The sequence below is a fragment of the Methylobacterium sp. GXF4 genome (genome assembly GCF_000272495.1).
GTDB classification, from domain to species: domain Bacteria; phylum Pseudomonadota; class Alphaproteobacteria; order Rhizobiales; family Beijerinckiaceae; genus Methylobacterium; species Methylobacterium brachiatum.
This window is the reverse complement of the sequence record NZ_AKFK01000010.1, coordinates 63,693-87,628: the sequence shown is the minus strand read 5'-3', so window position 1 is coordinate 87,628 and position 23,936 is coordinate 63,693. Positions and strand designations below refer to the sequence as shown.

General features: G+C 68.4%; 20 protein-coding genes and 1 pseudogene. 6 read left to right on the top strand and 15 right to left on the bottom strand.

All coding sequences use genetic code 11. From position 1 onward, the window contains the following. Positions 1 to 249: 249 nt before the first annotated feature. Both WYO_RS01965 and WYO_RS01960 read left to right on the top strand, forming a co-directional pair. Positions 250 to 573, top strand: coding sequence for a hypothetical protein (locus tag WYO_RS01965; protein ID WP_007558390.1), 324 nt, complete (start codon positions 250 to 252; stop codon positions 571 to 573). A gap of 194 nt (positions 574 to 767) precedes the next feature. Continuing rightward, on the top strand, positions 768 to 1,052 hold the full coding sequence (locus tag WYO_RS01960; RefSeq protein ID WP_007558388.1) for a hypothetical protein: 285 nt from the start codon (positions 768 to 770) through the stop codon (positions 1,050 to 1,052). 316 nt (positions 1,053 to 1,368) lie between these two features. Here the strand turns inward: WYO_RS01960 and WYO_RS01955 are convergent, their stop codons facing one another. From WYO_RS01955 to WYO_RS29545, 3 genes and pseudogenes are all read right to left on the bottom strand, one after another. Then, positions 1,369 to 1,953, bottom strand: a complete 585-nt coding sequence (locus WYO_RS01955; protein WP_007558386.1) for a thermonuclease family protein — start codon at positions 1,951 to 1,953, stop codon at positions 1,369 to 1,371. Between the two features lie 1,146 nt (positions 1,954 to 3,099). After that, positions 3,100 to 4,104, bottom strand: coding sequence for an IS481 family transposase (locus WYO_RS01950; RefSeq protein ID WP_007558384.1), 1,005 nt, complete (start codon positions 4,102 to 4,104; stop codon positions 3,100 to 3,102). 21 nt (positions 4,105 to 4,125) lie between these two features. Further along, positions 4,126 to 4,335: pseudogene (locus WYO_RS29545) on the bottom strand (ATP-binding protein); the annotation flags it as partial. Positions 4,336 to 4,464: 129 nt separating this feature from the next. Here WYO_RS29545 and WYO_RS01945 point away from each other — a divergent pair. Next, on the top strand, positions 4,465 to 5,313 hold the full coding sequence (locus tag WYO_RS01945) for a hypothetical protein (protein ID WP_007558381.1): 849 nt from the start codon (positions 4,465 to 4,467) through the stop codon (positions 5,311 to 5,313). A 519-nt stretch (positions 5,314 to 5,832) separates the two neighbouring features. On the opposite strand, the gene WYO_RS01940 is transcribed toward WYO_RS01945, so the two are convergent. The 6 genes from WYO_RS01940 to WYO_RS01915 all read right to left on the bottom strand — a co-directional run bounded on the left by WYO_RS01940 (position 5,833) and on the right by WYO_RS01915 (position 12,878). Continuing rightward, entirely contained in the window at positions 5,833 to 6,861 is a 1,029-nt protein-coding gene (locus WYO_RS01940; protein ID WP_007558380.1) for an alpha/beta fold hydrolase, read from the bottom strand. Continuing rightward, the gene (locus WYO_RS01935; protein WP_007558378.1) at positions 6,858 to 7,757 is read right to left on the bottom strand and encodes a fatty acid desaturase; all 900 of its coding nucleotides are present in this window, start codon (positions 7,755 to 7,757) and stop codon (positions 6,858 to 6,860) included. The genes WYO_RS01940 and WYO_RS01935 overlap by 4 nt, the downstream gene beginning before the upstream one ends. A gap of 75 nt (positions 7,758 to 7,832) precedes the next feature. Continuing rightward, positions 7,833 to 9,479: an ABC transporter ATP-binding protein gene (locus tag WYO_RS01930; RefSeq protein WP_007558376.1), complete on the bottom strand. Its 1,647-nt coding sequence runs from the start codon at positions 9,477 to 9,479 to the stop codon at positions 7,833 to 7,835. Further along, positions 9,476 to 10,312 carry an ABC transporter permease gene (locus WYO_RS01925; protein WP_007558374.1) on the bottom strand — a complete coding sequence of 279 codons (837 nt, stop codon included), beginning with the start codon at positions 10,310 to 10,312 and terminating at the stop codon, positions 9,476 to 9,478. Before WYO_RS01925 ends, WYO_RS01930 begins: the two co-directional genes overlap by 4 nt. Next, entirely contained in the window at positions 10,312 to 11,292 is a 981-nt protein-coding gene (locus WYO_RS01920; RefSeq protein ID WP_202948046.1) for an ABC transporter permease, read from the bottom strand. The genes WYO_RS01925 and WYO_RS01920 overlap by 1 nt, the downstream gene beginning before the upstream one ends. 2 nt (positions 11,293 to 11,294) lie before the next feature. Continuing rightward, positions 11,295 to 12,878 (bottom strand): ABC transporter substrate-binding protein, encoded by a 1,584-nt coding sequence (locus WYO_RS01915; protein WP_007558371.1) that lies wholly within the window; start codon positions 12,876 to 12,878, stop codon positions 11,295 to 11,297. A 319-nt stretch (positions 12,879 to 13,197) separates the two neighbouring features. Here WYO_RS01915 and WYO_RS01910 point away from each other — a divergent pair, with 319 nt between their 5' ends. The 3 genes from WYO_RS01910 to WYO_RS01900 all read left to right on the top strand — a co-directional run bounded on the left by WYO_RS01910 (position 13,198) and on the right by WYO_RS01900 (position 17,315). Continuing rightward, positions 13,198 to 14,769: an ABC transporter substrate-binding protein gene (locus WYO_RS01910; protein ID WP_007558369.1), complete on the top strand. Its 1,572-nt coding sequence runs from the start codon at positions 13,198 to 13,200 to the stop codon at positions 14,767 to 14,769. Between the two features lie 8 nt (positions 14,770 to 14,777). Next, positions 14,778 to 16,343 carry a GMC family oxidoreductase gene (locus tag WYO_RS01905; protein ID WP_039901952.1) on the top strand — a complete coding sequence of 522 codons (1,566 nt, stop codon included), beginning with the start codon at positions 14,778 to 14,780 and terminating at the stop codon, positions 16,341 to 16,343. 609 nt (positions 16,344 to 16,952) lie between these two features. Next, positions 16,953 to 17,315 (top strand): transposase, encoded by a 363-nt coding sequence (locus WYO_RS01900; RefSeq protein WP_007558365.1) that lies wholly within the window; start codon positions 16,953 to 16,955, stop codon positions 17,313 to 17,315. Between the two features lie 20 nt (positions 17,316 to 17,335). On the opposite strand, the gene WYO_RS01895 is transcribed toward WYO_RS01900, so the two are convergent. Genes WYO_RS01895 through WYO_RS01870 form a run of 6 tightly spaced genes read right to left on the bottom strand, consistent with a single transcriptional unit; the run spans position 17,336 to position 23,670 of the window. Next, positions 17,336 to 18,298: an acetamidase/formamidase family protein gene (locus WYO_RS01895; RefSeq protein ID WP_007558363.1), complete on the bottom strand. Its 963-nt coding sequence runs from the start codon at positions 18,296 to 18,298 to the stop codon at positions 17,336 to 17,338. Positions 18,299 to 18,317: 19 nt separating this feature from the next. Further along, the gene (gene urtE, locus WYO_RS01890) at positions 18,318 to 19,031 is read right to left on the bottom strand and encodes an urea ABC transporter ATP-binding subunit UrtE (RefSeq protein ID WP_007558360.1); all 714 of its coding nucleotides are present in this window, start codon (positions 19,029 to 19,031) and stop codon (positions 18,318 to 18,320) included. Next, the gene (locus WYO_RS01885; RefSeq protein WP_007558358.1) at positions 19,028 to 19,738 is read right to left on the bottom strand and encodes an ATP-binding cassette domain-containing protein; all 711 of its coding nucleotides are present in this window, start codon (positions 19,736 to 19,738) and stop codon (positions 19,028 to 19,030) included. Before WYO_RS01885 ends, urtE begins: the two co-directional genes overlap by 4 nt. Next, complete coding sequence (urtC, locus tag WYO_RS01880; RefSeq protein WP_007558356.1) at positions 19,735 to 20,835, bottom strand: urea ABC transporter permease subunit UrtC; 1,101 nt, start codon at positions 20,833 to 20,835, stop codon at positions 19,735 to 19,737. Before urtC ends, WYO_RS01885 begins: the two co-directional genes overlap by 4 nt. Continuing rightward, on the bottom strand, positions 20,832 to 22,451 hold the full coding sequence (gene urtB, locus WYO_RS01875; RefSeq protein ID WP_007558354.1) for an urea ABC transporter permease subunit UrtB: 1,620 nt from the start codon (positions 22,449 to 22,451) through the stop codon (positions 20,832 to 20,834). The genes urtC and urtB overlap by 4 nt, the downstream gene beginning before the upstream one ends. Then, positions 22,444 to 23,670, bottom strand: coding sequence for a transporter substrate-binding protein (locus WYO_RS01870; RefSeq protein ID WP_007558353.1), 1,227 nt, complete (start codon positions 23,668 to 23,670; stop codon positions 22,444 to 22,446). Before WYO_RS01870 ends, urtB begins: the two co-directional genes overlap by 8 nt. Positions 23,671 to 23,936: the final 266 nt, after the last annotated feature.

The following is a 23,936-nucleotide window of genomic DNA, read 5'->3' as shown; positions in this document are numbered from 1 at the left end:
CAAGGAGCGTATCAGAGGTGTCCGTAGAGCCGGGGGAGGATCAGTCTGACATGCCCCGGCGGTACGGGCGAATGATTGCCGAAACGGAAAAACCGGCCAGGCGCTGGGCCGGGTGGGCAGATGTCATTAGCGGTGTTCGCCGCCGCTCCCTCGACGGTGAGCACTCGGCCTTTCGTCGCACGCTGGCTTTTCCTCCGAACCGTTAGCGGCGCACGCAGTTGCCGCCTGACCACGATGGAGGAGAGCGCGATGTCGAACCCAGCCAAGGGACAGCACGGCGATGGCCAGCGCCACAGCACGATGAGCGCCAAGGAACAGAAGGCCGCCGAGGTCCAAGAGGCCGGGAGCGCAAAGGCCGACGCAGGCCACCCTGAGGTTCTCGAAGGTGGGAAAGCGGAGCCGACGACCGAGGGCAAGGGGCATCCCAAGTCGGCGGCATCGAATGCACCGGCAGGCGGGACCAGCGACGCGGCCACGAGCTCGGCGACAGTGGGCAAGGCTGAGAAGGAGGCTGCGGCTGCGGCCGGCGCTGAAAAGGACCAGCACGGGCGCGGACACCGGAAATCGGAGTAGCCTTCCCGTATCGAATGATCCGCTCGGCCCCGCCCCGATCTGCTCAGGGGGCGAAGGAGCATCCGATCTCACCAGCGGGCAATTGACACCGGCGAGGGCCCAGCCGGGGTTGTGCTTCATCGCCAGAGCCTGGAACAGCTTAGGCCGTGGATGGCGTTGCCATAAGCAACCCGCCGAAGCGATCGGAAGTCGAAATGGCCGACGACCTTACCCCGGACGAAAAGCGGGCCATCAACGAGGAGGCCCGCCTCAAGGTCGCGCGCATGCAGAAGACATGGGCGCAGCAGATCCGGTCCTTCAAGGTGAGGGCGCAGCTTCTCGCCGACGGAGGCAATCTGTCCCCGCGCGGTCGCTACGAAGCATCGGCCTACATCGCGGCGCTGGATCTCGCCGATGAAAAGCTGTCGCAAATTGCAGGAAGTTTGGCTGGGGGCGAGGTCACTGACGGCGAGACGCCGATAGCGGCGGCTTTGAATTGAACTTCAGGAAGGCTTTAGGCCGAAGTTAGAACGCCCGACACGCGAAAAAGCCCGCGCCGGTGGCCCCCGGGCGGGCTTGTCCAGACCTGAGCCCCGAGGGGTGGCGGGGCAGGATCCGGAGGCATTGTATCTCGGCGGCGGATACAGAAAAGCCCGCCGCGGCGCTAAGCCGGGCGGGCTGAAGGTGGTTCGGGAGGAACCGGGGAAGCTTCGCAAGCCGCAGGCCAGCTATGACGGGGCCTTCGACGAGGGTCCGCTCAAAAGTCACCCGGTCAGCCTCCACGCCCTGAATTGGGCTGCTGTCGATACTCGCCAGCTACGTGGCAGGAACAATATCGGCGGGCCGGATCCGCCTCTCAGTTGGGTCCTGGAACACCCCAGACCACAGACCCAGATGCCGCCCCCAGGCCCGCTCGGCGGCCTTCGTGTAGTCCAGCCCACGGCTCCGATCTGGCACGGCATAGCCACGTCCAATCATCCAAGCGCCGAGGTCCTCGTCGCCGACCCGGCAGATTGCTTCGACCGCACCCCCGGTCGCACCACCGCGAGGCTCACAGGCGATGGCAGCCCCGCCGATGTGATCCTCGAGTGCCCGCGCTGACGCTCGGCCGCATGGATAGGGCTGGTCCTGGGCGTCCGAGCAGGTCTGATCGGCATCGGGGGCTGCGATGCCGTAGAGGCTGATGCGGTGCGAGCCGACCATCACGGTCCCGCCGTCGAGCACTTGGGTTGGGCCGCGCAGCGGCTCGGCCGCCCTGGCGGGGGCGTGCCAGGCGAGGCCGCCCAGCAGGAACACCGCCAGCAGCGGCAGGCGCGAGCGCCGGGTGGAGTCGTCGGGGCAGAGCACGGTGCCGGCGAGGCCGGCGGCACAGGCGAGGAGGGCACCGAGGATCAGGGACATGGAGGCATCTCCGCAAGAGGACTGCCCGCCTTCTGACCGGATCCGGCCCCGCGACCCTGACGGCGCCTGTCAGCCCCCCGTCAGGCTGGTGGCGTCATGCCGTGCGGGCGCGGGATGATTTCGCGCGCTCGGATCCCACTTGCCCCGCCATGGTCGAGCCCGTCTCCGCATGATCCAACCCCCGTCGCGCCGCGCCGCGCTCCTGCTGCTTGCCGGCGCGGTCCGGCCAGTACGCGCCTCGGAGTATGCCGACCGGGCCCGCCGCTGGAGGCACGCGATCGTCCCAGTTAGGGATTGCTGGCTTGAGCGGCGCGACAGGCGTGCTCTCGACGAGCAGCGCCAACATTGCGGTGCGTGAGCTTAGAAGGACGGCCGGCGGCTCGCCTGTGATAAGGCGCCACCGCTCGACAAAAACGGCAGCCGGCAGAACGTTCACTGCATCCGCACTAGACCTCAGGCCGTTCTCTGGCGGCTGAACGGGTGTACCCATGCGCCCTGAACGGGCACTGCCCTCTTACGGTCCATTCCTTTGTCGGAGATGGTGAAGTGGGCGTTCCCGCGGCAGATCATGGAAAAAGCCGGCGCTGGCGAACTGGGCGGGCGAAGTCTGTGATTTCGAACTCTAGGGAAGTCGAAAATCGCGGGGCCATATCGCCAAAGCCGGCACAGGAAAGCCCGCCACGATGCTGGATCGGGCGGGCTTTCAGCCTCGGACAAAGGTGTCACCGCGGAGCCCGAGGCTCTGATGGCGCCAGCTGTTGAGACAGGCACCGAAGGCAATTGTAGTGCTGCGGTGCAACAAGATAACCCGCCGCGGCGTGAGCCGGGCGGGCTGAAGTTGGGTCTCGGGGAGAGAACCCAGACTAAACGGTCGACGGCCTGATACTCCATCATGTGGCAGTTTTCGCTGCGTTCGAAACAGAAAAGCCCGCTCTGCTGTTGCTGGCGGGGCGAAAAATTATAGGATATTAAGCCTTTTCAGCGTGGGCTCAGCTGTAACGGGGGCGGCCGCAGTCTTCTTTGCGAAGGCTCGTCAGCCACGGTGCCGTTCATGACGAAATAGTGTGACCGCTACGCGCCTGTCCTCATAGCTTCGTCGGAGTGGCGTGCCTAGGCCACCTTGTCCCTCTGAAGCATAGGCGCAAGCTAGATGTTCGGTCCCGGCATGTGGTTTGACGGATCGAGCCTGAAACGTTCGGGCTCTTTCGTCCAGGTCTGGCAGATGAACTCGTAGGGGGTGAGGCCGCGTAGGGTCTTGAGCCGGCGGCCGTAGTTGTAGGCATCCACGAACAGCTGCAGGTGCTGCCGGAGCTCGTCATGGCTGGCGTAATGGTAGCGCTGGACCGTGGCGTCCTTGATGGTTCGGTTCATCCGCTCGACTTGACCATTCGTCCACGGGCAGCGCGGCTTGGTCAGGCGATGCTCGATCTTCGTCTGCTCGCAGGCCCAATCGAACGAGTGCCAGCGGTAGATGCGCGGCCGATCCTGGGTCGCCCAGTAGGCCGCCGCTTTGGCCTCGGCCTCCTCGTCCACCGGACGATTGTCGGCGAACTGGATGCCGTTATCCGTCAGCACCGTGTGGATCGTGTACGGCACGGCGGCGACCAGATCGTGTAGAAAGGCTGCCGCGATGCGCTGCGTCGCCCTCTCGTGCAGTTGAACGAAGGCGAACTTGCGTGTGCGGTCGATGGCCACGAACAGGTGTAGCTTGCCCTGTTCGGTGCTGACCTGCGCGATGTCGATGTGGAAGTAGCCGATCGGGTAGGCCTTGAAGCGCGAGCGCTTGGGTTTGTCGCCGTCAACATCCGGCAGGCGACTGATGCCGTGACGCTGCAGACAGCGATGCAGCGACGAGCGGGTCAGGTGCGGCAGGCTCGGCTGCAACGCGTAGAGGCAGTCGTCGAGCGGCAACAGGGTATGCCGCCGGAAGGCGACGATGACCGCCTCGTCCTCCACGCTGAGCACGCTGGAGCGGGGCTCCTTCGGTCCCATCCGCGCATCGGTACTGGTCTGGCGCGAGCGCCACTTCTGCACCGTCGTGGCGCTGATGCCGTAGCGCTTGGCGGCGGCCCTCACGCTCTCTTGACGAGCTTGGATTGCCCGACGGATCGTCTCAGTCGTCGTGGCGCTGCCGTGGAGAACCTGTCCCATAGCGCGTCCCTCCATGCGGCATCATTCGTACCACCACACAGCGGGACCAAACATCAGGTTGACCAGCGCTACGTCGCCACCATGAGCGCGGACCACTGACCGCGCGATGGCCAGGCCGAGACCGGTCCCGCCCGTGGCCGCGTTGCGCGAACTCTCCAATCGTGCGAAGGGCGCAAACAACTCCTCGATCCTGTCAGGCGGAATGCCCGGCCCGTCATCGTCGACTCCTACGAACCTGCTTCGGAGTCTGACGCCCCGACATTTCGCTGGGCGCTTTGCTCAATATGGGCCGCCGCTCACTTGATGTCATGATGCTGATCGACACAGCAGGTCGTTTGCTCGATTTGTGAGAGACCAGTCATGTTCGACGTGACGAAGATGCTGGCCGACGCGCTTGGCGAGCACCTCGCGCTCACCTACCAGCGCACCTTTGGCAGTCGTGAACCACGTTTCGCGGAGGTGATCGAGGCGTCCGCACGTCTGACCATCGAGCGCATCGTCGGCAGCGATGCGCTTTACCACGATGGCGACCATACCGCCCTCGTCACCCTCGTGGCTCAGGACATCCTGCGCGGCCGGTTCCTCGACAAGGGCATCACGCCAGAGGATTGGCTGCATATGATCTTGGCCGCCCTGTATCACGACATCGGCTACGTGCGCGGTGTCTGCTCAGGTGACCAGGCGAACGCCTTCGTCATCGACGCGCAGGGCACGACCATCGGTCTGCCGCGCGGCGCCTCGGACGCGGCGTTGGCGCCCTACCACATCGAACGCTCGAAGCTGGCGGTGCAGGAGCGCTTCGGCACACATGATCTCGTCGATGCGCAGCGGGTGATGCGGGCCATCGAGTTGACCCGCTTCCCCGTGCCCGCGGACGATGAGCACCGGGAGACTGGGACCGAAGCTGGCCTAATGCGTGCGGCGGACCTGATCGGGCAACTCGGTGATCCACTCTACCCACGCAAACTGAACGCGCTGTTCCACGAGTTCGCCGAGGTCGGCCTCGACGCCCAACTCGGCTATGCCAGCCCGGCCGACCTCGCGGAGCGGTATCCGGCGTTCTTCTGGGGCAAGATCGAACCGGTCATCGGCGACGCGGTGCGCTTTCTCGATTTGACGGTGGAAGGGCGGAGCTGGGTGGCCAACCTCTACAGCCATGTGTTTGCGATCGAGCATGACCGTCGCCGCATGGGACCACACCCAGGCTGAGTTGCAGAAGTGGTCCTCACGCAGGCGAAAGTGGTGATAGCTTTCGAGAACAACCGCGCTCACGCTATGACGTATCGTCGGCTTTGCGCCCATCTCAGTCATTCAGGCAGCTCAGGCCGCTTCTCCATAGCAGACATTCAGCGCGACGGCTGTTTCGCTAAGCGATTCGCATTAGGGCACGCTACGGATCAAGGCGCACCGAGATAGTCCGCAGGCGTGTGCGACCCAGTGCGCGACTTGGGAAAGTCCGCTCCCAGGCTGACGAGAGGAGCGGCCTATAGCTGGTTTGGGTAGTTTTGGGCCCGTCCGCTTTCGGGAAGCAAAGTCGGGAAACCGAACATTCAATCAATTGGGGCGTAGGACAGCTTCGCGCCCAATGTCGCCATTTAACCAATCCTCGCAGCATCTTAAAAGCGAACGCTGCTGCAAACGTCGTGGGTTGGATCACCTGAACGAAGGTGCCCGGCCCGGGACGGACATGTGTACCTGCCGATTCGCAAGTATGCGAAGATCCCACACTCACATGTCTTCGGATGATCCGAGGAACGCCCGTACCGTATCGCGGAGAAAAGCCGCATCGGCCGGGTGGGTGGAGGGATTGCCCGCACGGTGGCCCCAAATGCTGGGGATCGGTCGCAGGATGGCATCGCGGAGGTGGGGCAGCTCGGCCGTGTTGTCGGCGACGCGGAAGTAGAGGTCGGTCTCCCCGGGCATCAGCAGCAGCCGGGCCGTGATCGCGCCGAGCGCCCGCGCCAGGTCGCCGTCGAAGCCCGGGTTGCGGCTGATGTCGCCCGTGTCCCAGGTGCAGAGCTGTGCGTAGAGGTCGGCCGCCGGGCGCCGGGCGAAGCGTTCCTCCCAGTCGGTGCGCAGGAAGGTGTCGAGGTCCGGCGCGCCGAGCGTCGTCCGGTGCAGGTCTGCCCGGTAGAAGTCCTGGCTGAGCGCCCAGCCGGCGTAGATGCGCCCGAAGGCCCGCAGCGACGCGGCGGGCTCGGCCGAGAAGCGGCCCGCGCCGCGATGCTCGGGCGCCGCCTCCAGCACCGCCATCAGGCCCTTCAGAAAGACGCGATTGTGGGTGGCCGTGCGGGCGCTGCCGCAATTGATCACCGCCCGGGCGACCCGGTCGGGGAACAGGGCTGCCCAGTGATAGGCCTGCTGGGCGCCCATGGACCAGCCGTAGACGGCGTGCAGGTGCTCGATCCCCCAGGTCTCGGCGAGCAGGCGGCGCTGGGCTTGGACATTGTCCCAGGCGGTGACGAGGCTTGGCCAGTCCGGCGTGTTCGACGGGCTCGACGACAGGCCGTTGCCGAACATGTCTGGGATGACGATGAACCAGCGCCCTGGATCGAGCACGCCGTCCGGGCCGATCAGCCATTCGAGATCCGGGTGCTGGGCCGCGTAGCTCGTCGGGTAGAGCACGACGTTGTCGCGCCCGGGCGAGAGGGTCCCGTGAGCCTTCCAGCGCAGATGCGCGCCCGGCAGCACGGCGCCCGACTGCAACGGCAGATCACCGAGTTTGAAGGTTCCTGTGGCCGTCGGCCATCCGGTCACGGGCGCAGCGTCCGGACGAAGCCGACATGCCATTTCGCGTAGCCGCGCTGGAGCACGACGAGCCGCTCGCGCATCGCCGCATGGGCGTCCGGCAGGCGGTGGAACGGGATCGACGGGTAGAGGTGGTGCTCGGTGTGGAACGGCATGTTCCACATGAGCAGACGCATCAGACCGTTGGTCAAGGTCGTGCGGGTGTTGGTCAGGCCGTTGTCGTCCATCGTGCAGAGCGTGTGCTCGGTGAGCAGGTAGAGCCGCAGGAACGGCTGCCCGAGGAGTTGCGGTCCTATCCAGAACACCAGGGGCGCCCACCAGCCGATCAGCACCATCGCAAGCACCGAGCCGCCGAGCATGAAGGCGCACATCAGCCGAAGCGACCGGATGATGCGCGGCGCGGCGCGCTCGGTGATGAAGGGGTAGGCCGAGAGGTCGCCGCGCAGGCCGGCCCAGGCCACCTGAAGGCGGGTGCGCCAGTAAGGCAGCGCGAGCACGCGCCAGACATAGGCATCGAGGGTGGAGGGCGGCAGCAGCGCGAGTTCCGGATCGTGGTCGGGATCCTGCGTATGGCGGTGATGGGCCAGGTGGAAGGCCGTGTAGAAGTGCCAGTTCAGGAGCGACGGGCAGGCCACCAGCCAGCCGACGACGGCGTTGGCCCGGCGCGAGCGGAACGCGGTCAGGTGGATGGTCTCATGGATCGGCGCGAACAGGGCCGATTGCACGATTCCCAGCAGAAACATGGCGGGCAGCAGCGTCCATGGCCCGGAGCGCCAGACCAGCCAGCCGGAACCTGCCAGCATCAACACATGCGCACCCAGGCGCAGCGCGCCGCGCAGGTCCGAGCGCTGCGACAGCGCCTTGACCTCCGCGCCCGTCAGAATTCGTCCGCTCGCCGAAGCCATGGATCTCTCTAAGGGTTGTAGACGCCGCGAAAACACACGTCAGGTGCATTATCCATGCCGGGGCCGCGGCCACTCTCAGGCGGTCAGCGCCTCGGGCGCCGGCGCGTCGAGGCCGCCGAACAGGCGGCGACCGGGCATCGCCGCCATGAGGCCGCGCGTGTAGGGGTGCTCGGGCGCGGCGAAGAGGGCCGCGGCCGGTCCCGTCTCGACGATCCGGCCCTGCTGCATCACCGCGACCCGGTCGGCGATCCGCGCGGCGATGCGCAGGTCATGCGTGATGAACAGCATCGCGAGGTTGTACTCGGCGCGAAGCTCCGCCAGAAGGTCGAGCACGCGGGCCTGGACGGAGACGTCGAGCGCCGAGACCGCCTCGTCGGCCACGAGGATGCGCGGCTTGAGCGCCAGCGCCCGGGCGATGCAGATGCGCTGGCGCTGGCCGCCGGAGAATTCGTGCGGGAAGCGCTCGGCCGCGCCGGCCTTCAAGCCGACCCGGTCGAGCAGCGCATGCGCCTCGGCGACGGCCTCGGCCTTCGGCACGCCGTACGCCATCGGGCCGCGGGCGATCGCCTCGCCGACCCTCTGGCGCGGGTTCAGCGCCGCGAACGGGTCCTGGAACACGATCTGGATGCGACGGCGCGCCACCCGCAGGGCCTCGCCCCGCAGGGCCAGGAGATCCCGGCCCTCGAAGCGGATCCGGCCCGAATCCGGCTCCGCCAGACGCAGGATCATCTGCCCGAGGGTCGACTTGCCCGAGCCGGACTCGCCCACCACCGCCACGGTCTCACCGGCCGACAGCGTCAGCGAGATCGCGTCCGCCGCGACCACGCGCCGGGCCGGACGGAACCATCCTTGCCGCGTGGTGAAGGTCTTGGAGAGCGCCTCGATCTCGAGCAGCGGCGGCGTCGCCCGCATTTTGGGGGAGGCGCGCCCCCGGGCATGGGGCACCGCGGCGATGAGCGCCCGGGTGTAGGGGTCGCGCGGCGCGGTCAGGACCGCCTCGGCGCTGCCCTGCTCGACGACCCGACCGTCGCGCATCACCACGACCCGATCGGCCATCTCGGCGACCACACCGAAATCGTGCGTGATCAGCAGGACGCCCATCTGCCGCTCGCTCTGGAGCCGGCGGATCAGCGCGAGGATCTGGGCCTGCGTGGTCACGTCGAGAGCGGTGGTCGGCTCATCGGCCACCAGCAGGGCCGGGTTGTTGGCCATGGCGATGGCGATCATCACCCGCTGGCGCTGCCCGCCCGACAGCGCGAACGGGAAGCTGGCGCGGATCCGTTCCGGGTCGGGCAGGCCGACGGCCGCGATCAAGGCGTCCACCTGCGCCCGGATTGCGGCGCGGGGCGTCGCGGGGGCATGGGCCCGGACCGCCTCGGCGATCTGCTCGCCGATCCGCTTCAGCGGGTTCAGGGCGCTGAGCGGCTCCTGGAAGATCATCGCGGCGTCGCGGCCGCGGACAGAGCGCATCTCCGCCTCGGACGCGGTGGCGATGTCGCGCCCGCGCAGCGTGACCGCGCCGCCGGTCACGGTCACGCCCGGCGGCAGCAGGCCCAGGATCGTGTGGGCGATCATCGACTTGCCGGACCCAGACTCGCCCACGAGGCAGACGATCTCGTTGGCCCCCACTGCGATCGAGACGTCGCTCACCGCCTGGGCTCGGTCGGCGCCCCGCGGCAGGCCGACGGAGAGGTTTGTAATCCTCAGGACCGGTTCAATCATGCGCCTCTCCCCCGGGCGAGCCGCGGGTTGAGCGCGTCGTTCAACGCCTCGCCGACGAGATTGATGGCGAGCACCGTGATGAGAATTGCGGCGCCGGGAAAAACGCTCGTCCACCAAGCCTGCCGGATGACCGTACGGGCGGCGCCGACCATGTAGCCCCAGGACATCAGGTTCGGATCGCCGAGCCCGAGGAAGCTCAAGGCGCTCTCGATCAGGATCGCGGTGGCCACGGTGAGCGAGCCGGTGACGATGATCGGCGCCAGGGCATTCGGCAGGATGTGGCGCAGGATCAGGGCCGCGGGGCGCTCGCCCTGGCAGGCGGCGGCCCGCACGAAGTCCCGGCCCTTCAGCCGGAGGAACTCGGCGCGGGTCAGGCGCGCCAGCGGCGGCCAGCTGATCACCGCGATGGCCAGGATCTCGTGGGCGAGCGACGGCCCGAGGGTCGCGACCAGCAGGACGGCCAGGATGAAGCCGGGAATCGTCTGGAACAGCTCGGCGATCCGCATCAGCGCGGTTTCGACGAGGCCGCCGCACCACCCCGCCGTCGCCCCGATCACCACGCCGACCAGCACGGCTGCCAACGTCGAGGCGAGGCCGATCGCCAGCGAGACCCGGGCACCGTGGGCGAGGCCGGCGGCGATGTCCCGGCCCATCGTGTCGGAGCCCAGGGGCAGGTCCGGGCTCAGCGGCGGCTCGAACGGGGCGCCGACCATCTCCCAGGGATCGACCGGGACGAGGAGCGGCGCGAAAATCGCCACCGCGACCACCCCCACGAGGAGCACGAGGCCGATCATCCCGCCGGGATTGCGCAGGAACGCCCGAACGAATCCCATCACGCGGCCTTCGCGGGGGCGGCGATCCGCGGATCGATCAGCCGCGAGAGCAGGTCGGTCAGCATGTTGATGAGGATCACGAGCACGGACATGACGAGGAAGATCCCGAGCAGGACCGGGTAGTCGCGTTGGCTGAGGGCCTCGAACACCAGCCGGCCGAGGCCCGGCCAGGCGAAGACGGTCTCGACCACCACCGAGCCGCCGACCAGTGCGCCGGCCTGCATGCCGGCTACCGTCACCACCGGCAGAATCGCGTTGCGGATCATGTGGTCGCGGATCACGCGTCCGCGGGTGAGCCCCTTGGCCCGGGCGGTCTTCACGAAGTCCTGGGCGGCCACCTCGACGATCGAGGTCCGCATCAGCCGGGCATAGACTGCGAGATAGACGGCGGCGAGCGACAGGACGGGCAGGATCAGATGCGCGAGCACGTCGCCGACCTGCCCGAGCGGCGAGAGGGTTGCGCCGACGCTGCGGTAGCCGAAGGCCGGCAGCCATTCGAGCTGGACCGAGAAGACCAGTACCAACATCAGGCCGAGCCAGAAGACCGGCATGGCGTAGAGCACGAGCGAAACGAGGCCGATCAGCGTGTCGGACCAGCGGCCCGCCCGCACGCCCGACAGGGTGCCGAGCAGGATCCCGGATCCGAGTGCCAGGGCGAAGGCCGTGCCGGTGAGGAGCAGGGTCGCGGGCAGGCGCTCCAGGACCAGGCCGAGGACCGGCCGCTGCTGCCGGTAGGAATAGCCGAGATCGAGCCGCAGGACCCGGCCCAGATAGGTCGCGAGCTGCACCGGGTAGGGTTTGTCGAGGCCGTACTCGGCCCGAAGCTGTCGGAGGAGCGTCTCGTCCGAGGCGCCGGACTGGCCGGCGATGACCTGCGCGGGATCCCCGGGCGCCGCGTGGACGAGGGCGAAATTCACGCTGGCGATGACCAGGATCACCGCCAGCGTCCGCGCGATCCAGGCGGCCAGTCCGGCCAGCATCCTCATGCGCGGTAGGCCCGGGCGAAGGTGTCGTTCACGCCGCTGCCGGTGACGACGAGATCCTTGATGCGCTTGTCGGTGAAGGTCGGGAAGTCGAGTTCCATGAGCCAGGCCACCGCTGCGTCCTCGACCAGGATCTTCTGGACCCGGCTGTAGAGATTCTGCCGGGTGGCGTCGTCCTGCGCCACGGCCGCCGCCTCGAACAGCCGGTCGACCTCCGGGTTGCTGTATCCGGAGGTGTTCGAGAACAGGATGCCCTTGCGGATGTTCGAGGAAATGTAGGAGCGTGCCACGCCGAGCGCCGGATCGCCGTACTGGTAGGTCCAGGGCGCGGACATCTCGAATTCCCAGTTGCCGCAGCGCGCCGCCCAGCCGCCGACGTCGATGCCCTCCAGCACGATGTCGATCCCGACTTTGCCGAGGGACTGGCGCACGTATTCTGCCACCCGCTGCCACATCTCGCCGTAGGGCGGCACGAGGTACTTGAGGCTCACCCGCTTGCCGTCGGCGGCGGGCTTCAGCCCCATCGCGTCGAGGAGCGCCACCGCCTTGGCGGGGGCGTACTCGTATTTTGGCACGTTCGGCTCGTAGAACCGGGTCTTCGACGAGACCGGGCCGGTGGCGACCTTGCCGAGTCCGAAGAAGACGCGCTTGCGCAGGGCCTCGCGGTCGATGGCGTGCAGCACCGCCTGGCGGAAGCGCTTGTCGTTCATCGGCGCGATGCGCGTGTTCATCTCCAGCCAGAGATGGGGCGCGTAGAATTCGTAGCCCTTCGTGGTCATGTCGAGGTTCGGCAGCGCCTTGAGGCGCGGCATGTCGAAGGCCTCGACGTCGTTCCACTGGGTCAGCTGGATCGTGCCGCTCTCCAGGGCGACCGCCCGCGAGGCGGCGTCCGGGATCACCCGGTAGTAGATCTCGTCGAGATAGGGCTCGCCCTTCCGGTAGTAGCCCTCGTGGCGCACGAGATGGATGTGGGAGCCCTTCACCCACTCCTTGAGCTTGAACGGGCCCGTGCCGATCGCCCGGGCGTTGTTCGGGTTCTGCCGCAGGTCGGTGTTCTCGTAGAGCGCCTTGGAGATGATCGGCGCGGTCGTCGCATCGAAGGCGTGCAGGAACGGTGCGAACGGCTCCTTCAGCTTGAACACCACGGTGAGCGGGTCCGGCGCTTCGGCCGAGGCCAAGCGTGAGAACGTGCCGCGCGCCCGGGCATGGGCTTCCATCAGCGCCTTCGTGACCGAGAACACCACGTCCTCCGAAGTCATCGGCGAGCCGTCGTGGAAGGTGATGCCGGGAAACAGCTTGAAGGTGTAGGTCAGGCCGTCAGGGCTGCGTTCCCAGCTCTGGGCCATGCCGGGCTTGGGCGTCAGGTCGAAATCGTAGGTCAGCAGACTCTCGTAGATTTTGCCGCATACCGTGAGCGTTGGCGCCTGCTGATTGAGCGCCGAAACCAGGATCGGTGGCTCGGGCTGGATCACGGTGTTGAGGACGCCGCCCCGGGTCTGGCCTGCAGCGCGCGTGATTCCGAAGGGGATCGGCCCCGCCGTCCCTGCGGCGAGCACCAGCTTGGCGAAATCGCGACGATTCATCCGGGACCTTTTCAAGCGCCTCGGACCGCCCGCGCGGACGGTCCTGCAATCCCCACGGCAGGCCGGGGCCGTTCCAGCCCAATGCATCGAACAGGCCACTTATGGGCGTTGAGACGATGCGGCCGACACGGACAAGGTGAAGATGTCCGTGCACCGCCGTCGAGAAACGCACCGCGCCCGGCCCGTGCCGCCGCGCCGCTGCCTCCTGCTGTGGCCTGACCCAGGGCCGCAACCGACGCCGGGACGATCGCTGAAGCGGAGAGTGGTATCGTCCTGGTATTGAGCTTGCCTATCCGGCCCGGACAGAGGGCGAAAGCACATGAGACGATCCTGGCTTCCCGGGCTGCTTGCAGCCGCGGCGGCGTTCCTGGCACCTCTGGCGCCTGCATCGGCCCGGGCGGAAACGACGGTGCGGGCCGTGCTTGAAGCCGAGATCGTTACCCTCGATCCGTATTTCACCACGGCCTACATCACGCGGACCTTCGGCTTCATGGTCTACGACACGCTGTTCGCGCCGGACGCGAAGGGCCTGTTCAAGCCGCAGATGGTCGACACGTGGTCGGTGTCGGACGATCGTCTGATCTGGCGCTTCACCCTGCGCGACGGCTTGCGTTTCCATGACGGTACGCCCGTCCGGGCCACCGACTGCGTCGTCTCGCTGAAGCGTTGGGCGGCCCGCAGCGCGCTCGGCGGCCGGCTTATGGACGTGGCGGCCGCCCTGGACGCCGTGGACGATAGGACCTTCGTGCTGACACTACGGGAGCCCTACGGCCTCGTGCTCGACACCCTCGGCACCACGTCGAGCCCGACGCCCTTCATCATGCCGGCCCGGCTCGCCGCGACGCCGCCCACGACGCAGCTCACGGAGGTCATGGGATCCGGTCCCTTCGTCTATGACCGCGCCGCGCACATCACTGGCGACCACATGCTGTTGCGCAAGTATCCCGGTTACAGGCCGCGTCCCGAACCGGCCGACTTCCTCGCCGGCGGCAAGGTCGTGAAAGTCGATGCCCTCGACATCCGCGTCATCCCGGACGGTGCGACCGCCGTCGGGGCCCTCGGCGCCGGCGAGATCGATCTCATGCAGTACGCGCCCTTCGATCTGATCGAGCAGATCGAGCGCAACAAGAATCTGGCGGTGATGAACTTCACCGGCCCGCACCGGTTCACGGGGCATTACAGGATCAATATGGCGGCCAAGCCCTTCGACGACCCGGCGATCCGGCGCGTGCTGCTCCGCCTCGTGGATCAGCGCGAAGTCCTGGACGGGTTCGGCCTCGACCCGCGCTTCTCGCAGACCTGCGACGCCTTCTTCATCTGCGGCTCGCCCTACGAGACGCATGTCGGGGCCGAGCTCCTGCGCGATCCGTCCGTGGCAGCGGCGCGGGCCGCCCTGAAGGCGACCGCCTACAAGGGTGAGCCGGTGATCGTGATGGCGGCCAACGACCTCGAGGCGGCGCGCGTCTCCTCGACGATCCTGGCCGACCGGCTGAAGCAGGCCGGCTTCACTGTCGATCTCCAGGTCATGGATTGGGCGGCCCTGCTCGCCCGTCGCACCAAGAAGACCGGCTGGAGCGTCTTCGGCATTCACGCCCTCGGCCTCGATCTCAGCTCGCCGCTGACGAACTCGGCGATCAACTTCACCTGCAAGGACGCGGCGAGTTCCGGGTTCATGTGCGACACGCGCATGGTCGGGCTGTTCGATCGGTTCGCCCGCGAGCCGGATCCGGACAAGCGGCGTGACATCGCCGGCGAGATCCAGTCCATCGTCTACGGCGAAGGCCTGGTCGTACCCTTCGGCCAGTTCGCCCAGCCAGCAGCCTACCGGACCTCCCTGACCGGGCTGATCCCGTCCGCCATTCCGCTCTTCTGGAACGTCGAGAAGCCATGAGCGCTGCCATGTACGATGTCATCGTCGTCGGCGCCGGCTCTGCCGGTGCCGCTCTGGCCGCGCGCCTGTCGGAGGATCCCGGCCGCCGGGTGCTCCTGCTGGAGGCGGGCCGCGACTGGCGGTCCGCAGAGGCCCCGCCGGCGCTTCGCTCGGCCAACATCGTTCCGTTCATGTACGACCCGATCCACCAGGCGGATTGGCAGTGGCCGGGGCTGATGAGCCGACGAACCCGCGCCCAGGAGCCCCGCTTCTACTGGCGCGGTCGCGCGCTCGGCGGCAGTTCGACGGTGAACGCGCAAATTGCGATCCGCGGTGTCCCGGCCGCCTTCGATGCCTGGGCGGCGCAGGGCTGCACGGGCTGGTCGGCCGGGGACGTGATGCCGCTCTTCGACCGGATCGAGGACGACGCCGAATTCGCCACCGAGGCAGGGGCCCGTCGCGGTGGTCCGCTGCCCGTCTATCGCGCCCCGCTGGACGCGTGGGGCGCCGTCGACCGCGGGCTGCGGGAGGCCGCACTGGCGGACGGCTATGACTGGAAGGCGGATCTCAACGCGCCGCAGGGCGAGGGCGTGTCGTGCAACCCGATCAACAGCCGCGACGGGCACCGGGTCACCACCAACGACGGCTATCTCGAACCGGCCCGCAACCGGCCGAACCTCGAGATCCGATGCGAGGCGCTGGTCGATCGCATCCTGTTCGAGGGGCGCCAGGCCGTCGGGCTCCGCGTCCGGTTCGGAACGGAGGCCTGGACCGAGACCCGCGGCCGCGAGATCGTCCTCTGTGCCGGCGCCGTCCACAGCCCGGCGATCCTGATGCGCTCCGGCATCGGCCCCGGCGAGCCGCTTCGCGCCCTCGGCATCCCCGTTCTTCATACGCACGAAGCGGTCGGCGGTAATTTCATGGATCACCCGATCCTGAGGGCGACGATGGATCTGAAGCCCGGCCACCGAGCCCTCGGGCCGGATGCCCGCCATACCAATTGCTGCGTGACCTATTCGAGCGGTCTCGCGGGAGGCGGCGAGCGCGACATGATCGTCGTGGCCTACAATCACCGCGGCCTGACGGGTCTGGAGCCGACCCCGCAGGGTGCCGTCGGCGTCGGTCTGTACGACGCGTTCTCGCGCGGTTCCCTGCACCTCACATCGGCCGATCCCGAGATCAATCCGGTCATTGAGGAGAACATGCTCGACGATCCGCGCGACCGCCTGCGGCTGCGCGATGCGGTGCGGCGGCTGGCGCGCCTGACGACGCATCCGGCGCTGGCCGACCTCGCGACAGCGATCCGGTTCGGCGAGAGCCCCCTCGCGCTGGGCGAAGCTGCGCGCCTCCCGGCTTCCGAACTCGACGACCTGATGCTCGCGGAAGCGGGCGACATCCAGCACGCGGCCGGCACCTGCCGCATGAGCGGATGGCAGGACGCATCCGGCGTCGTCGATCCCGATCTGAAGGTCCGCGAGATCGGCGGTCTGCGGGTCTGCGACGCGTCCATCATGCCCAGCGATTGCAGGGCCAACCTACATTTCACCTGTGTGATGATCGGCGAAAATCTTGCTCGGCGCATGAGCAATCAGTAGTTTCCGGCGCCTATCGACGCCAAATTATCAATTCTCTTGAGTGCATCGGTCGCTCGACATGGCCTGTGAGGCTCGAGATCAGACCCAATCGTGCGGGTCTTTGCGGTGATCGATTTGCGCCGACCGCAAAGACTGGCGCTGATGGAGCCGTTAAGCGCCGAAGAAGGGCTGATCCCTCTGATTTGAACACTTGAATGGCCAGCTGTCTTAGAGCCTCTCACAAAACTCCCGCCGCACCGTCGCGTGCGAAGGGAGAGCTCCCGGGAACCGGAAGTTCTGTGAGGTGCTCTTATTCAGCCAAATATTGCCATGGAAGCCAATCTACCCCTCGACGAAAATGGATCGAGTTCCGCTCCACCGCGACGGATGAGCCGCCGGGCGACAACGGTATCCGCGGCCGAGTCAATCCGTGTCGCGCTTCCAGCTTCAAGAAATAAGGACGGTCACTCAGAAACTGAAGCACGGTTCAACGCTGGATAAGGCGATGCCTGCTGGTCTCCTGGGCAAACGGCCTCGGGGGGCGGTGGAAACATGGTATCGCTGCCGGTCCGCTTCTTGCTCGCCCCGCTCTTGGGCTTCGATCGAGGCCGGTGAATCAGGAGATCCTGCATGCGCCGATCCCTGCACACGGACGAGGAGATCGCGTTCCTGCTCGCGGAGGCCGCGCGCGGCATACCGGTTGCCGAGATTTGCGCGAGCGCCCATGTCTCGCTCGGCACCTACTACCGCTGGCGACGGCGGCTCGGTGGGCTGAAGCCTGCGGGTGTGGCCCGGCTCGATCAGGTCGAGCGGGAGAATGCCGGACTCCGGGCAGAGGTGCAGCGGCTCCGCGCCGCCCTGCTCCTGCAGCCGGTGCGGGCAGAGCCGATCCGGACGGCCGTGACCGAACGCACGGCCCCCCACCAGGGACCGCGCCATCGCGGCGCGGCCGCCTGTGTCGGCCGCTTCGCCTTCGGGCGAAGCGCGAACTGATCTCCCGAATCCTCGCCGCTTCAGGCGGACTTGGCGGGAGCCGTGCCCAGGGCGGACTTGGGCATGAGCATGTGCACGCCCTTGTTGCCGTCCACTGTCTGGGTGATCCGCAGGTTACCGGCCAGCGAGCACAGCATGTAGGCTTGGTTGCGGGTGAGGCTGGTCCGGGCGCAGACCAGACGCACCATCTCGCGCACCGCCTGTCGCATCGCCTCGTCGAGGCTTTCGTGAAGGCCGATCGACATCAGGTCGGTGGGGGTCTCGGCGAAGGGCCAGGCGCCGGGGAGATCCTTGCGCACGGTGAGCCGGAAGGTGCCGGTGAGTCCCGTCTCCAGGGCGGTGATGCAGACCTCGCCGTCGCCCTGTACGCCATGGCCGTCGCCTGCATAGAAGCCGCCGCCAAGATTGAACACCGGCAGGTAGAGCGTCGTGCCGACGCGCATCTCTTTGTTGTCCATGTTGCCGCCGAAGGCGCGGGGAACCGGCGTACCGACCCTGCCCCAGGCGGCGGGCGGGGCGGTGCCCATAATGCCGAAGAACGGGTCGAGGGGCAGCTCGGTCCCCCAGGGCAGGCGGCAGAGGCCGCTGGCCGTGTCGATGTCGGCGTGGACGGTCTCGTACTCGGTGAACTCGTCCGGCAGGGTGCCGAGGAGCGGCAGGATCGACACGAAGCCCCAGTCGAGGCGGAACTTCAGGTCGAGGATATCGACCTGCAGCATGTCGCCGGGCTCGGCGCCCGCGACGTGGACCGGGCCGGTGACGAAGTGCGGGCCGGGACCGCGCTCCAGGGTGTCGAGGGCGTGGAGCAGGTCGGCGGGAACGCGGGCCGGATCGGGGTGAAGGGACTCGCGCCCGCCCGCCGGATGCGAATGCAGGGTGACGGTGTCGCCGGACGCGACGGTGAGGACGGGCGGCAGCGCGGCGTCGAAATAGCCGAGCACCATGGTCTCGGGCGTCGCGGGGATCTTGTGATGGGTCGGCACGGCGGCTCCTGTGCGGATGTCAGACGGCGATGTGACGGGTGAGGGCTTCGGGGTTCAACGCCTTCGGATCGCCGCGCTCGACGACGCTGCCGCGGGACAGCACCACCACGGCATCGGCGACCCGGAGGGCGAAATCGAGGTATTGCTCCACGAGCAGCACGGTGATCCGACCTTTGAGCCCGGCGATCACCGTCTCGATGGCGGCGACGATCGAGGGCTGGATGCCCTCGGTCGGCTCGTCGAGCAGGAGCGCGCGGGGCCGGGTGGCGAGCGCCCGGGCGATGGCGAGCTGCTGCTGCTGGCCGCCCGAGAGGTTGCCCCCCGGGCGGTGCCAGAGGCCGCGAAGCGCCGGGAACAGGGCGACGGCCTCGTCGACCGCGTCGGTCCGCTCCAGCCCGTGGGCCCGGGCCGCCACCCGCAGGTTCTCGGCGACGGTGAGATCGGGAAAGATCTCGCGCCCCTGCGGCACGTAGGCGAGGCCCGAGCGGGCGCGCCGGTCGGGCGACAGGCGCGTCAGCTCGGTCCCGTCGAGGGCGATCCGGCCGCGGCTTTCCGGGATCAGGCCGGTGAGGCAGCGCAGCAGCGTGGTCTTGCCGGCGCCGTTGCGGCCGAGCACGGCGAGGCAGGCCCCCGGCTCGACGGCGAGACCGATGCCGCGCAGCACCTGCGCGCTGCCGTAATGCTGGTCGAGTCCCTCGACGGCGAGGCGGGCGGGCGGAGATGCGTTCGTCATCGGCCGAGGAATACCTCGATCACCCGGGCATCGGCCCGCGCGCCGGCCATGCTGCCCTCGTAGAGCGTGCGGCCCTCGTGCAGCACCGTCACCCGGTCGGCGATGGCCTCGACGAAGTCCATGTCGTGCTCGATCACCAGGATCGCCCGGTCCGGCCGGCGAAGGCTCCGGATCAGCGCGGCGGTCTGGGCGGTCTCGGCGTCGGAGAGCCCGGCGACGGGCTCGTCGAGAAGGAGCAGCGCCGGCTCGGCGGCGAGCACCATGCCGATCTCCAGCCATTGCTTCTCGCCGTGCGCGAGGCTGCCGGCCGGCACCTCGGCGCGGGGGCCGAGGCCGATCTCGCTGAGCACGGCGGCGATGCGCGCCGGGCGGTCGCGCGGGCTGAGGGCGGGGCCGCAGCCGATCTCCAGGTTCTCGCGCACGGTGAGCGCCGGGAAGACGCTGGGCTTCTGGAACTTCCGCCGCACCCCGGCCTTCGCGATCTCGGCCTCGGAGCGCTTGGTCAGGTCGATGTGGTCGCCGAGCATCACCCGTCCGGAGACCGGTTTGGTGACGCCCGAGATCACGTCGAGCAGCGTGGTCTTGCCGGCGCCGTTCGGGCCGATCACGGCCCGGACCTCGCCGGGATCGACGGCGAGCGACACGGCATCGAGGGCCGTGAACCGGCCGAAGACGACGGTGAGGGCGTCGACCACGAGGGCGGTCATCGGGCGCCCCGCAGCCAGGTCGGGCGCAGGCCCCAGCCCACAAGGTCGAGGAGCCCGTTCGGCAGGACCAGCACCACGAGCAGCACCAGCCCGGACAGGATGAACGGCCACGCCTCCGGCATCGCGGCGCTGAGCCAGAACTTCAGGCCGTTGACCAGGATCGCGCCGATCACCGCCCCGCCGAGCCGGCCGAGGCCGCCGATCGCCACCCAGACGGCGATCTCGATCGACAGGTCGGGCGCCAGCACCCGCGGGTTGATGATGCCGACCTGCGGCACGTAGAGGATGCCGGCGAGCGCCGCGATCATGGCCGAGAGGCACCAGATCCCGAGCTTCAGCCGGGTGGTGCTGTAGCCCAGCGTGCGCAGGCGGGTCTCGTCGTCGCGGCAGGCGAGCATCCGCCGCCCGACGGCGCTCCCGACGAGGAGCCGCGCGCCGACGAGCAAAGCCGCCAGCGCCAGGAGGGCGGCGACCGCGAGGCCGGTCACCACGCCCGGTGAGCCCATCGGCCAGCCGAACAGCAGCGGGAAGCCGGTCATGCCGTTGTTGCCGCCGAGCCCGGTGTCGTTGCGGTACATCAGCAGCATCGCGACGTAGACGAGCGCCTGGCTGATGATCGAGAAATAGACGCCGTTGACTCGCGAGCGGAACGAGGCCAGCCCGAACACGAAGGCGACGAGGCCGGCGAGCGCCAGGGCGAGGACGAAGGCGTAGGCCGCGTGGTCGAGGCCGGCCCAGTAGGCCGGCAGGCTCTTCCAGCCCATGAACTGCACGAAGTCCGGCAGCACACCGGTCACGGCCACGCCGTGGGCCAGCAGGTGCATGGCGCAGACATAGCCGCCGATGGCGAAGAACAGCCCGTGCCCCAGGCTGAGGATCCCGAGATAGCCCCAGACCAGATCCAGCGACACGGCGAGGATCGCGAAGGCGGCGAGCTGGCCCACCGCGTTGACGAGATACGGGGCGGGTGACGCCACGAGGAGCCCGATCGCGGCCGCGAGGCAGAGCCCGACGGGGCCGGCGACTAGGGGATCGCGCACGGCGCGGCGTCCCGGTCCGGCGGGGGCGGCGAGGGCGGTCTGCACGGCGCCGCTCATCGCCGCCGCCGCACGGCGAACAGTCCCTCGGGCCGGCGCTGCAGGAACAGGATGATGCCGACGAGCACGATCACCTTGGCGGCGACCGCGCCGGAGATCGGCTCGATCAGCACGTTGGCGCCGCCGACCCCGAGAGCCGCCACCAGCGTCCCGATGAGGCTGCCGACGCCGCCGAGCACCACGACCATGAAGCTGTCGACGATGAAGCCCGAGCCCATCCCGGGATTGACGCTGTAGATCGGGCAGAGCGCCACCCCGGCGAGCCCGGCCAGGCCCGAGCCGAGCCCGAAGGCGAGACGGTCGACCCGGCGGGTCGGCAGGCCGAGGCAGGCGGCCATGTCGCGGTTCTGGGTCACGGCGCGGACGTCGAGCCCGAGCGGGGTGCGGCGCAGGATCAACAGGGTCAGCACAAGGGTCGCCGCCGCGAAGCCGATGGCGAACAGCCGGTTCCAGGTCATGACGAAATCGGCGTAGAGCGGCACGCCGCCGCTGACATAGGCCGGCATGACGAATTGCAGGTTCTGGGTGCCGACCGTCACGCGGACGAGGTTCACCAGGAACAGGCTCACCGCCCAGGTGGCGAGCAGGCTCATCAGCGGCCGCCGGTAGAGGTGGCGCAGGATCAGCGCCTCGACCACGATCCCCACCAGGGCGACCGCTCCGAAGGCGACCGGGATGGCGGCGAAGAGGTAGAGGTCGAGCAGGCCCGGGGCGAGGCGGCGGAAGGCCTCCTGCACGCCGTAGGTGGCGTAGGCGCCGAGCATGATGAACTCGCCCTGGGCGAGGTTGATCACGCCCATCAGCCCGAAGATGATCGCGAGCCCGGCCGCCGCCATGAACAGGATGCTGGCGAAGCTCAGGCCATTGTAGACGACCGCGAGCCCGTCGCCGACCGCCACCGCCCGGGAGACCCGCGCGAGGCCGGCATCGAGGGCCGCCCGGAAGGCCGGATCGGCGGCGTAGGCCGGATCGCTCTTGAGCGCCGCGAGGCGCGCCTGCGCGGCCCCGGACGGGCTCGCGGCCACGGCGGCGATCGCCGCCCGGCGCCGGGCCGGATCGGGCGACGACAGGGCGGCCGCCTGGGCGAGGCCGGCGGTCGTCCCCTTCAGCGCGGAATCCGTCTCCGCGTCGCGGGCCCGGTCGAGCACGGCCGCTGGGACGGTGGCGATGCGCCGCTCCAGCACCGCCAGACCGGCTCCGCGGGCGGCCGGATCCGGGCCGGTCAGCAGCGCGACGGTGCCGCGCGCGGTCTCGATTGCGGCGCGCTGGCGCAGGCCGAGGACCGGCGCGCGCGCCTCCGCGGCCGGCCGCGTCGCACCGGTGAGCGCGTCGCGGCCCTCCGGCGCCCCCGGGCGGTCGAGCAGGAGCGCGCCGTCCGCCGGGCAGGCCAGCCGGCGCTCGGCCAGGGCGCCGAGGAGCCCACCGGCGAAGGCGAGGTCGTCGGCCGCCAGATCGCCGCCGGCCTGGACGAGACCTTCGGCCCCGCGGACCTGCGCGGCGCCGTCACCGCATAAATCCGCCGCGAAGGCCGCCCGGTCGAGGGGCGCGGCGGAGGCCGGAACCGTCAGCAGCGCGAGACAGCAGAGGGCCAGGAGCGTGCGGAGCGGATCAGCCATAGGGGCTGAACGGGACCGGCTTCGGGGCGTTCGGCGATTGCCAGAGGACGTCGAAGCCGCGCTTCTCGTTGACCGAGCCGATGAAGACGCCGCGGGAGACGTAATTGTTCTCCCCCGTCATGGTCAGCGTGTAGCCCGACGGGTCGTCGAAGCTGAGGCCCGCGAAGGCTTTCCGCACCTCTGGAACCGCGAAGGAGCCCGCCTTGGTGGCGGCCAGCGCCCAGAGATGGACGCTGTCGTAGGCCGAGACCATCGGATCGATCACAGTGTCGGCGCTGAACGGGACATTCTTGGCTTTCACGTAGGCGGCCCAGTCGCCAAGGAACTTCTTGTTCCGCTCGCCCTTGGCGGCCTGGAGATAGGCCCAGCAATTCAGGTGGCCGACGAGCTTGGCCGTATCGAGCCCCTCGAGATCCGCCTCCACCATGTCGAGGCCGAGGATCGGCACGTCGGTGGCGCTGAGGCCCTGGTTGGCGAATTCGCGCAGGAAGTCGGGGATCGAGGAGCCGACGACGGTGAGCACCACGATCGCCTGACCGCCGGGCTGGCTGGCGAAGCTGCGCACTTGGTTCACGAGGGTCTGGAAGTTCGAAAAGCCGAAGGGCACGTATTCCTCGCGCCACGCGCTGTCTGGGATCCCCTTGCTGTTCCAATACCCCTTCAGCTGCTTGTTGATCGTGCGCGGCCAGACGTAGTCCGAGCCGATCATGAAGAACCGCTTCGCGCCGACGCCGTCCTGACCCATCAGGTAGTCCACTGCCGGCAGCACGGAACTCGCGGGCGGCGAGTTCATGTAGACGACGTTCTTGGAATTTTCGTCGCCCTCGAAATGGAGGGGGTAGAACAACAACCCGTCATTCTGCTCGACGACGGGCAGCACCGATTTCCGAGACACGGAGGTCCAGCAGCCGAACAGGGCCGCGACCTTCTCCTGCTGCAGCATCTGCCGTCCGACCTGCGCGTAGAGCGGCCAGTCCGAGGCCGGATCGGAGGTCAGCACCTCGATCTGGCGGCCGTTGACGCCGCCGCGGCCGTTGATCTCGTCGGCGGCCATGCGGACCACATGGTTCAGCCGGCCCTCGATATTGGCCATCGTGCCGGACGACGAGAACAGGCAGCCGAGCTTGACCGTGTCGGCGGCGAAGGCCGGCCGGATGAGAGCCGGCGCCGCGAGCAGCGCCGCGGTGCCGACGAAGCTGCGCCGCGTGAGATGCGTCATCGATCCCGAAGCTCCCATGGATTGAGCGCCCGATTGTCGGCCGACGTCCGGTCATCGGGAAGGTCAAAGAGGCTGCAGGCCGGCGGGGACCTTGCGCATATTAGCGGCACTTGCGCGCCCGAATGGCGGTCTTCGTATGTGAACGTCAAAATTATCGTATCGAATACGGACCTCTTCCCCGTCGGAAACGGGGCTCGACCTCTTCGACATCACGAGGGCGGGTGCATCCTGCCCCCGTCACCGGCGTGCAGGGATATCTCGGCCTG

Excerpts from the sequence above, each read along its gene's own strand:
- WYO_RS01965 (WP_007558390.1), top strand. The coding sequence starts at position 250 with ATGTCGAACCCAGCCAAGGGACAGCACGGCGATGGCCAGCGCCACAGC.
- WYO_RS01915 (WP_007558371.1), bottom strand. The coding sequence starts at position 12,878 with ATGAATCGTCGCGATTTCGCCAAGCTGGTGCTCGCCGCAGGGACGGCG.
- WYO_RS01960 (WP_007558388.1), top strand. The coding sequence starts at position 768 with ATGGCCGACGACCTTACCCCGGACGAAAAGCGGGCCATCAACGAGGAG.
- WYO_RS01905 (WP_039901952.1), top strand. The coding sequence starts at position 14,778 with ATGTACGATGTCATCGTCGTCGGCGCCGGCTCTGCCGGTGCCGCTCTG.
- urtC (WP_007558356.1), bottom strand. The coding sequence starts at position 20,835 with ATGAGCGGCGCCGTGCAGACCGCCCTCGCCGCCCCCGCCGGACCGGGA.
- WYO_RS01910 (WP_007558369.1), top strand. The coding sequence starts at position 13,198 with ATGAGACGATCCTGGCTTCCCGGGCTGCTTGCAGCCGCGGCGGCGTTC.
- WYO_RS01870 (WP_007558353.1), bottom strand. The coding sequence starts at position 23,670 with ATGACGCATCTCACGCGGCGCAGCTTCGTCGGCACCGCGGCGCTGCTC.
- WYO_RS01955 (WP_007558386.1), bottom strand. The coding sequence starts at position 1,953 with ATGTCCCTGATCCTCGGTGCCCTCCTCGCCTGTGCCGCCGGCCTCGCC.
- urtE (WP_007558360.1), bottom strand. The coding sequence starts at position 19,031 with ATGACGAACGCATCTCCGCCCGCCCGCCTCGCCGTCGAGGGACTCGAC.
- WYO_RS01945 (WP_007558381.1), top strand. The coding sequence starts at position 4,465 with ATGTTCGACGTGACGAAGATGCTGGCCGACGCGCTTGGCGAGCACCTC.
- WYO_RS01900 (WP_007558365.1), top strand. The coding sequence starts at position 16,953 with ATGCGCCGATCCCTGCACACGGACGAGGAGATCGCGTTCCTGCTCGCG.
- WYO_RS01935 (WP_007558378.1), bottom strand. The coding sequence starts at position 7,757 with ATGGCTTCGGCGAGCGGACGAATTCTGACGGGCGCGGAGGTCAAGGCG.
- WYO_RS01950 (WP_007558384.1), bottom strand. The coding sequence starts at position 4,104 with ATGGGACAGGTTCTCCACGGCAGCGCCACGACGACTGAGACGATCCGT.
- WYO_RS01885 (WP_007558358.1), bottom strand. The coding sequence starts at position 19,738 with ATGACCGCCCTCGTGGTCGACGCCCTCACCGTCGTCTTCGGCCGGTTC.
- WYO_RS01930 (WP_007558376.1), bottom strand. The coding sequence starts at position 9,479 with ATGATTGAACCGGTCCTGAGGATTACAAACCTCTCCGTCGGCCTGCCG.
- WYO_RS01920 (WP_202948046.1), bottom strand. The coding sequence starts at position 11,292 with ATGCTGGCCGGACTGGCCGCCTGGATCGCGCGGACGCTGGCGGTGATC.
- WYO_RS01925 (WP_007558374.1), bottom strand. The coding sequence starts at position 10,312 with ATGGGATTCGTTCGGGCGTTCCTGCGCAATCCCGGCGGGATGATCGGC.
- urtB (WP_007558354.1), bottom strand. The coding sequence starts at position 22,451 with ATGGCTGATCCGCTCCGCACGCTCCTGGCCCTCTGCTGTCTCGCGCTG.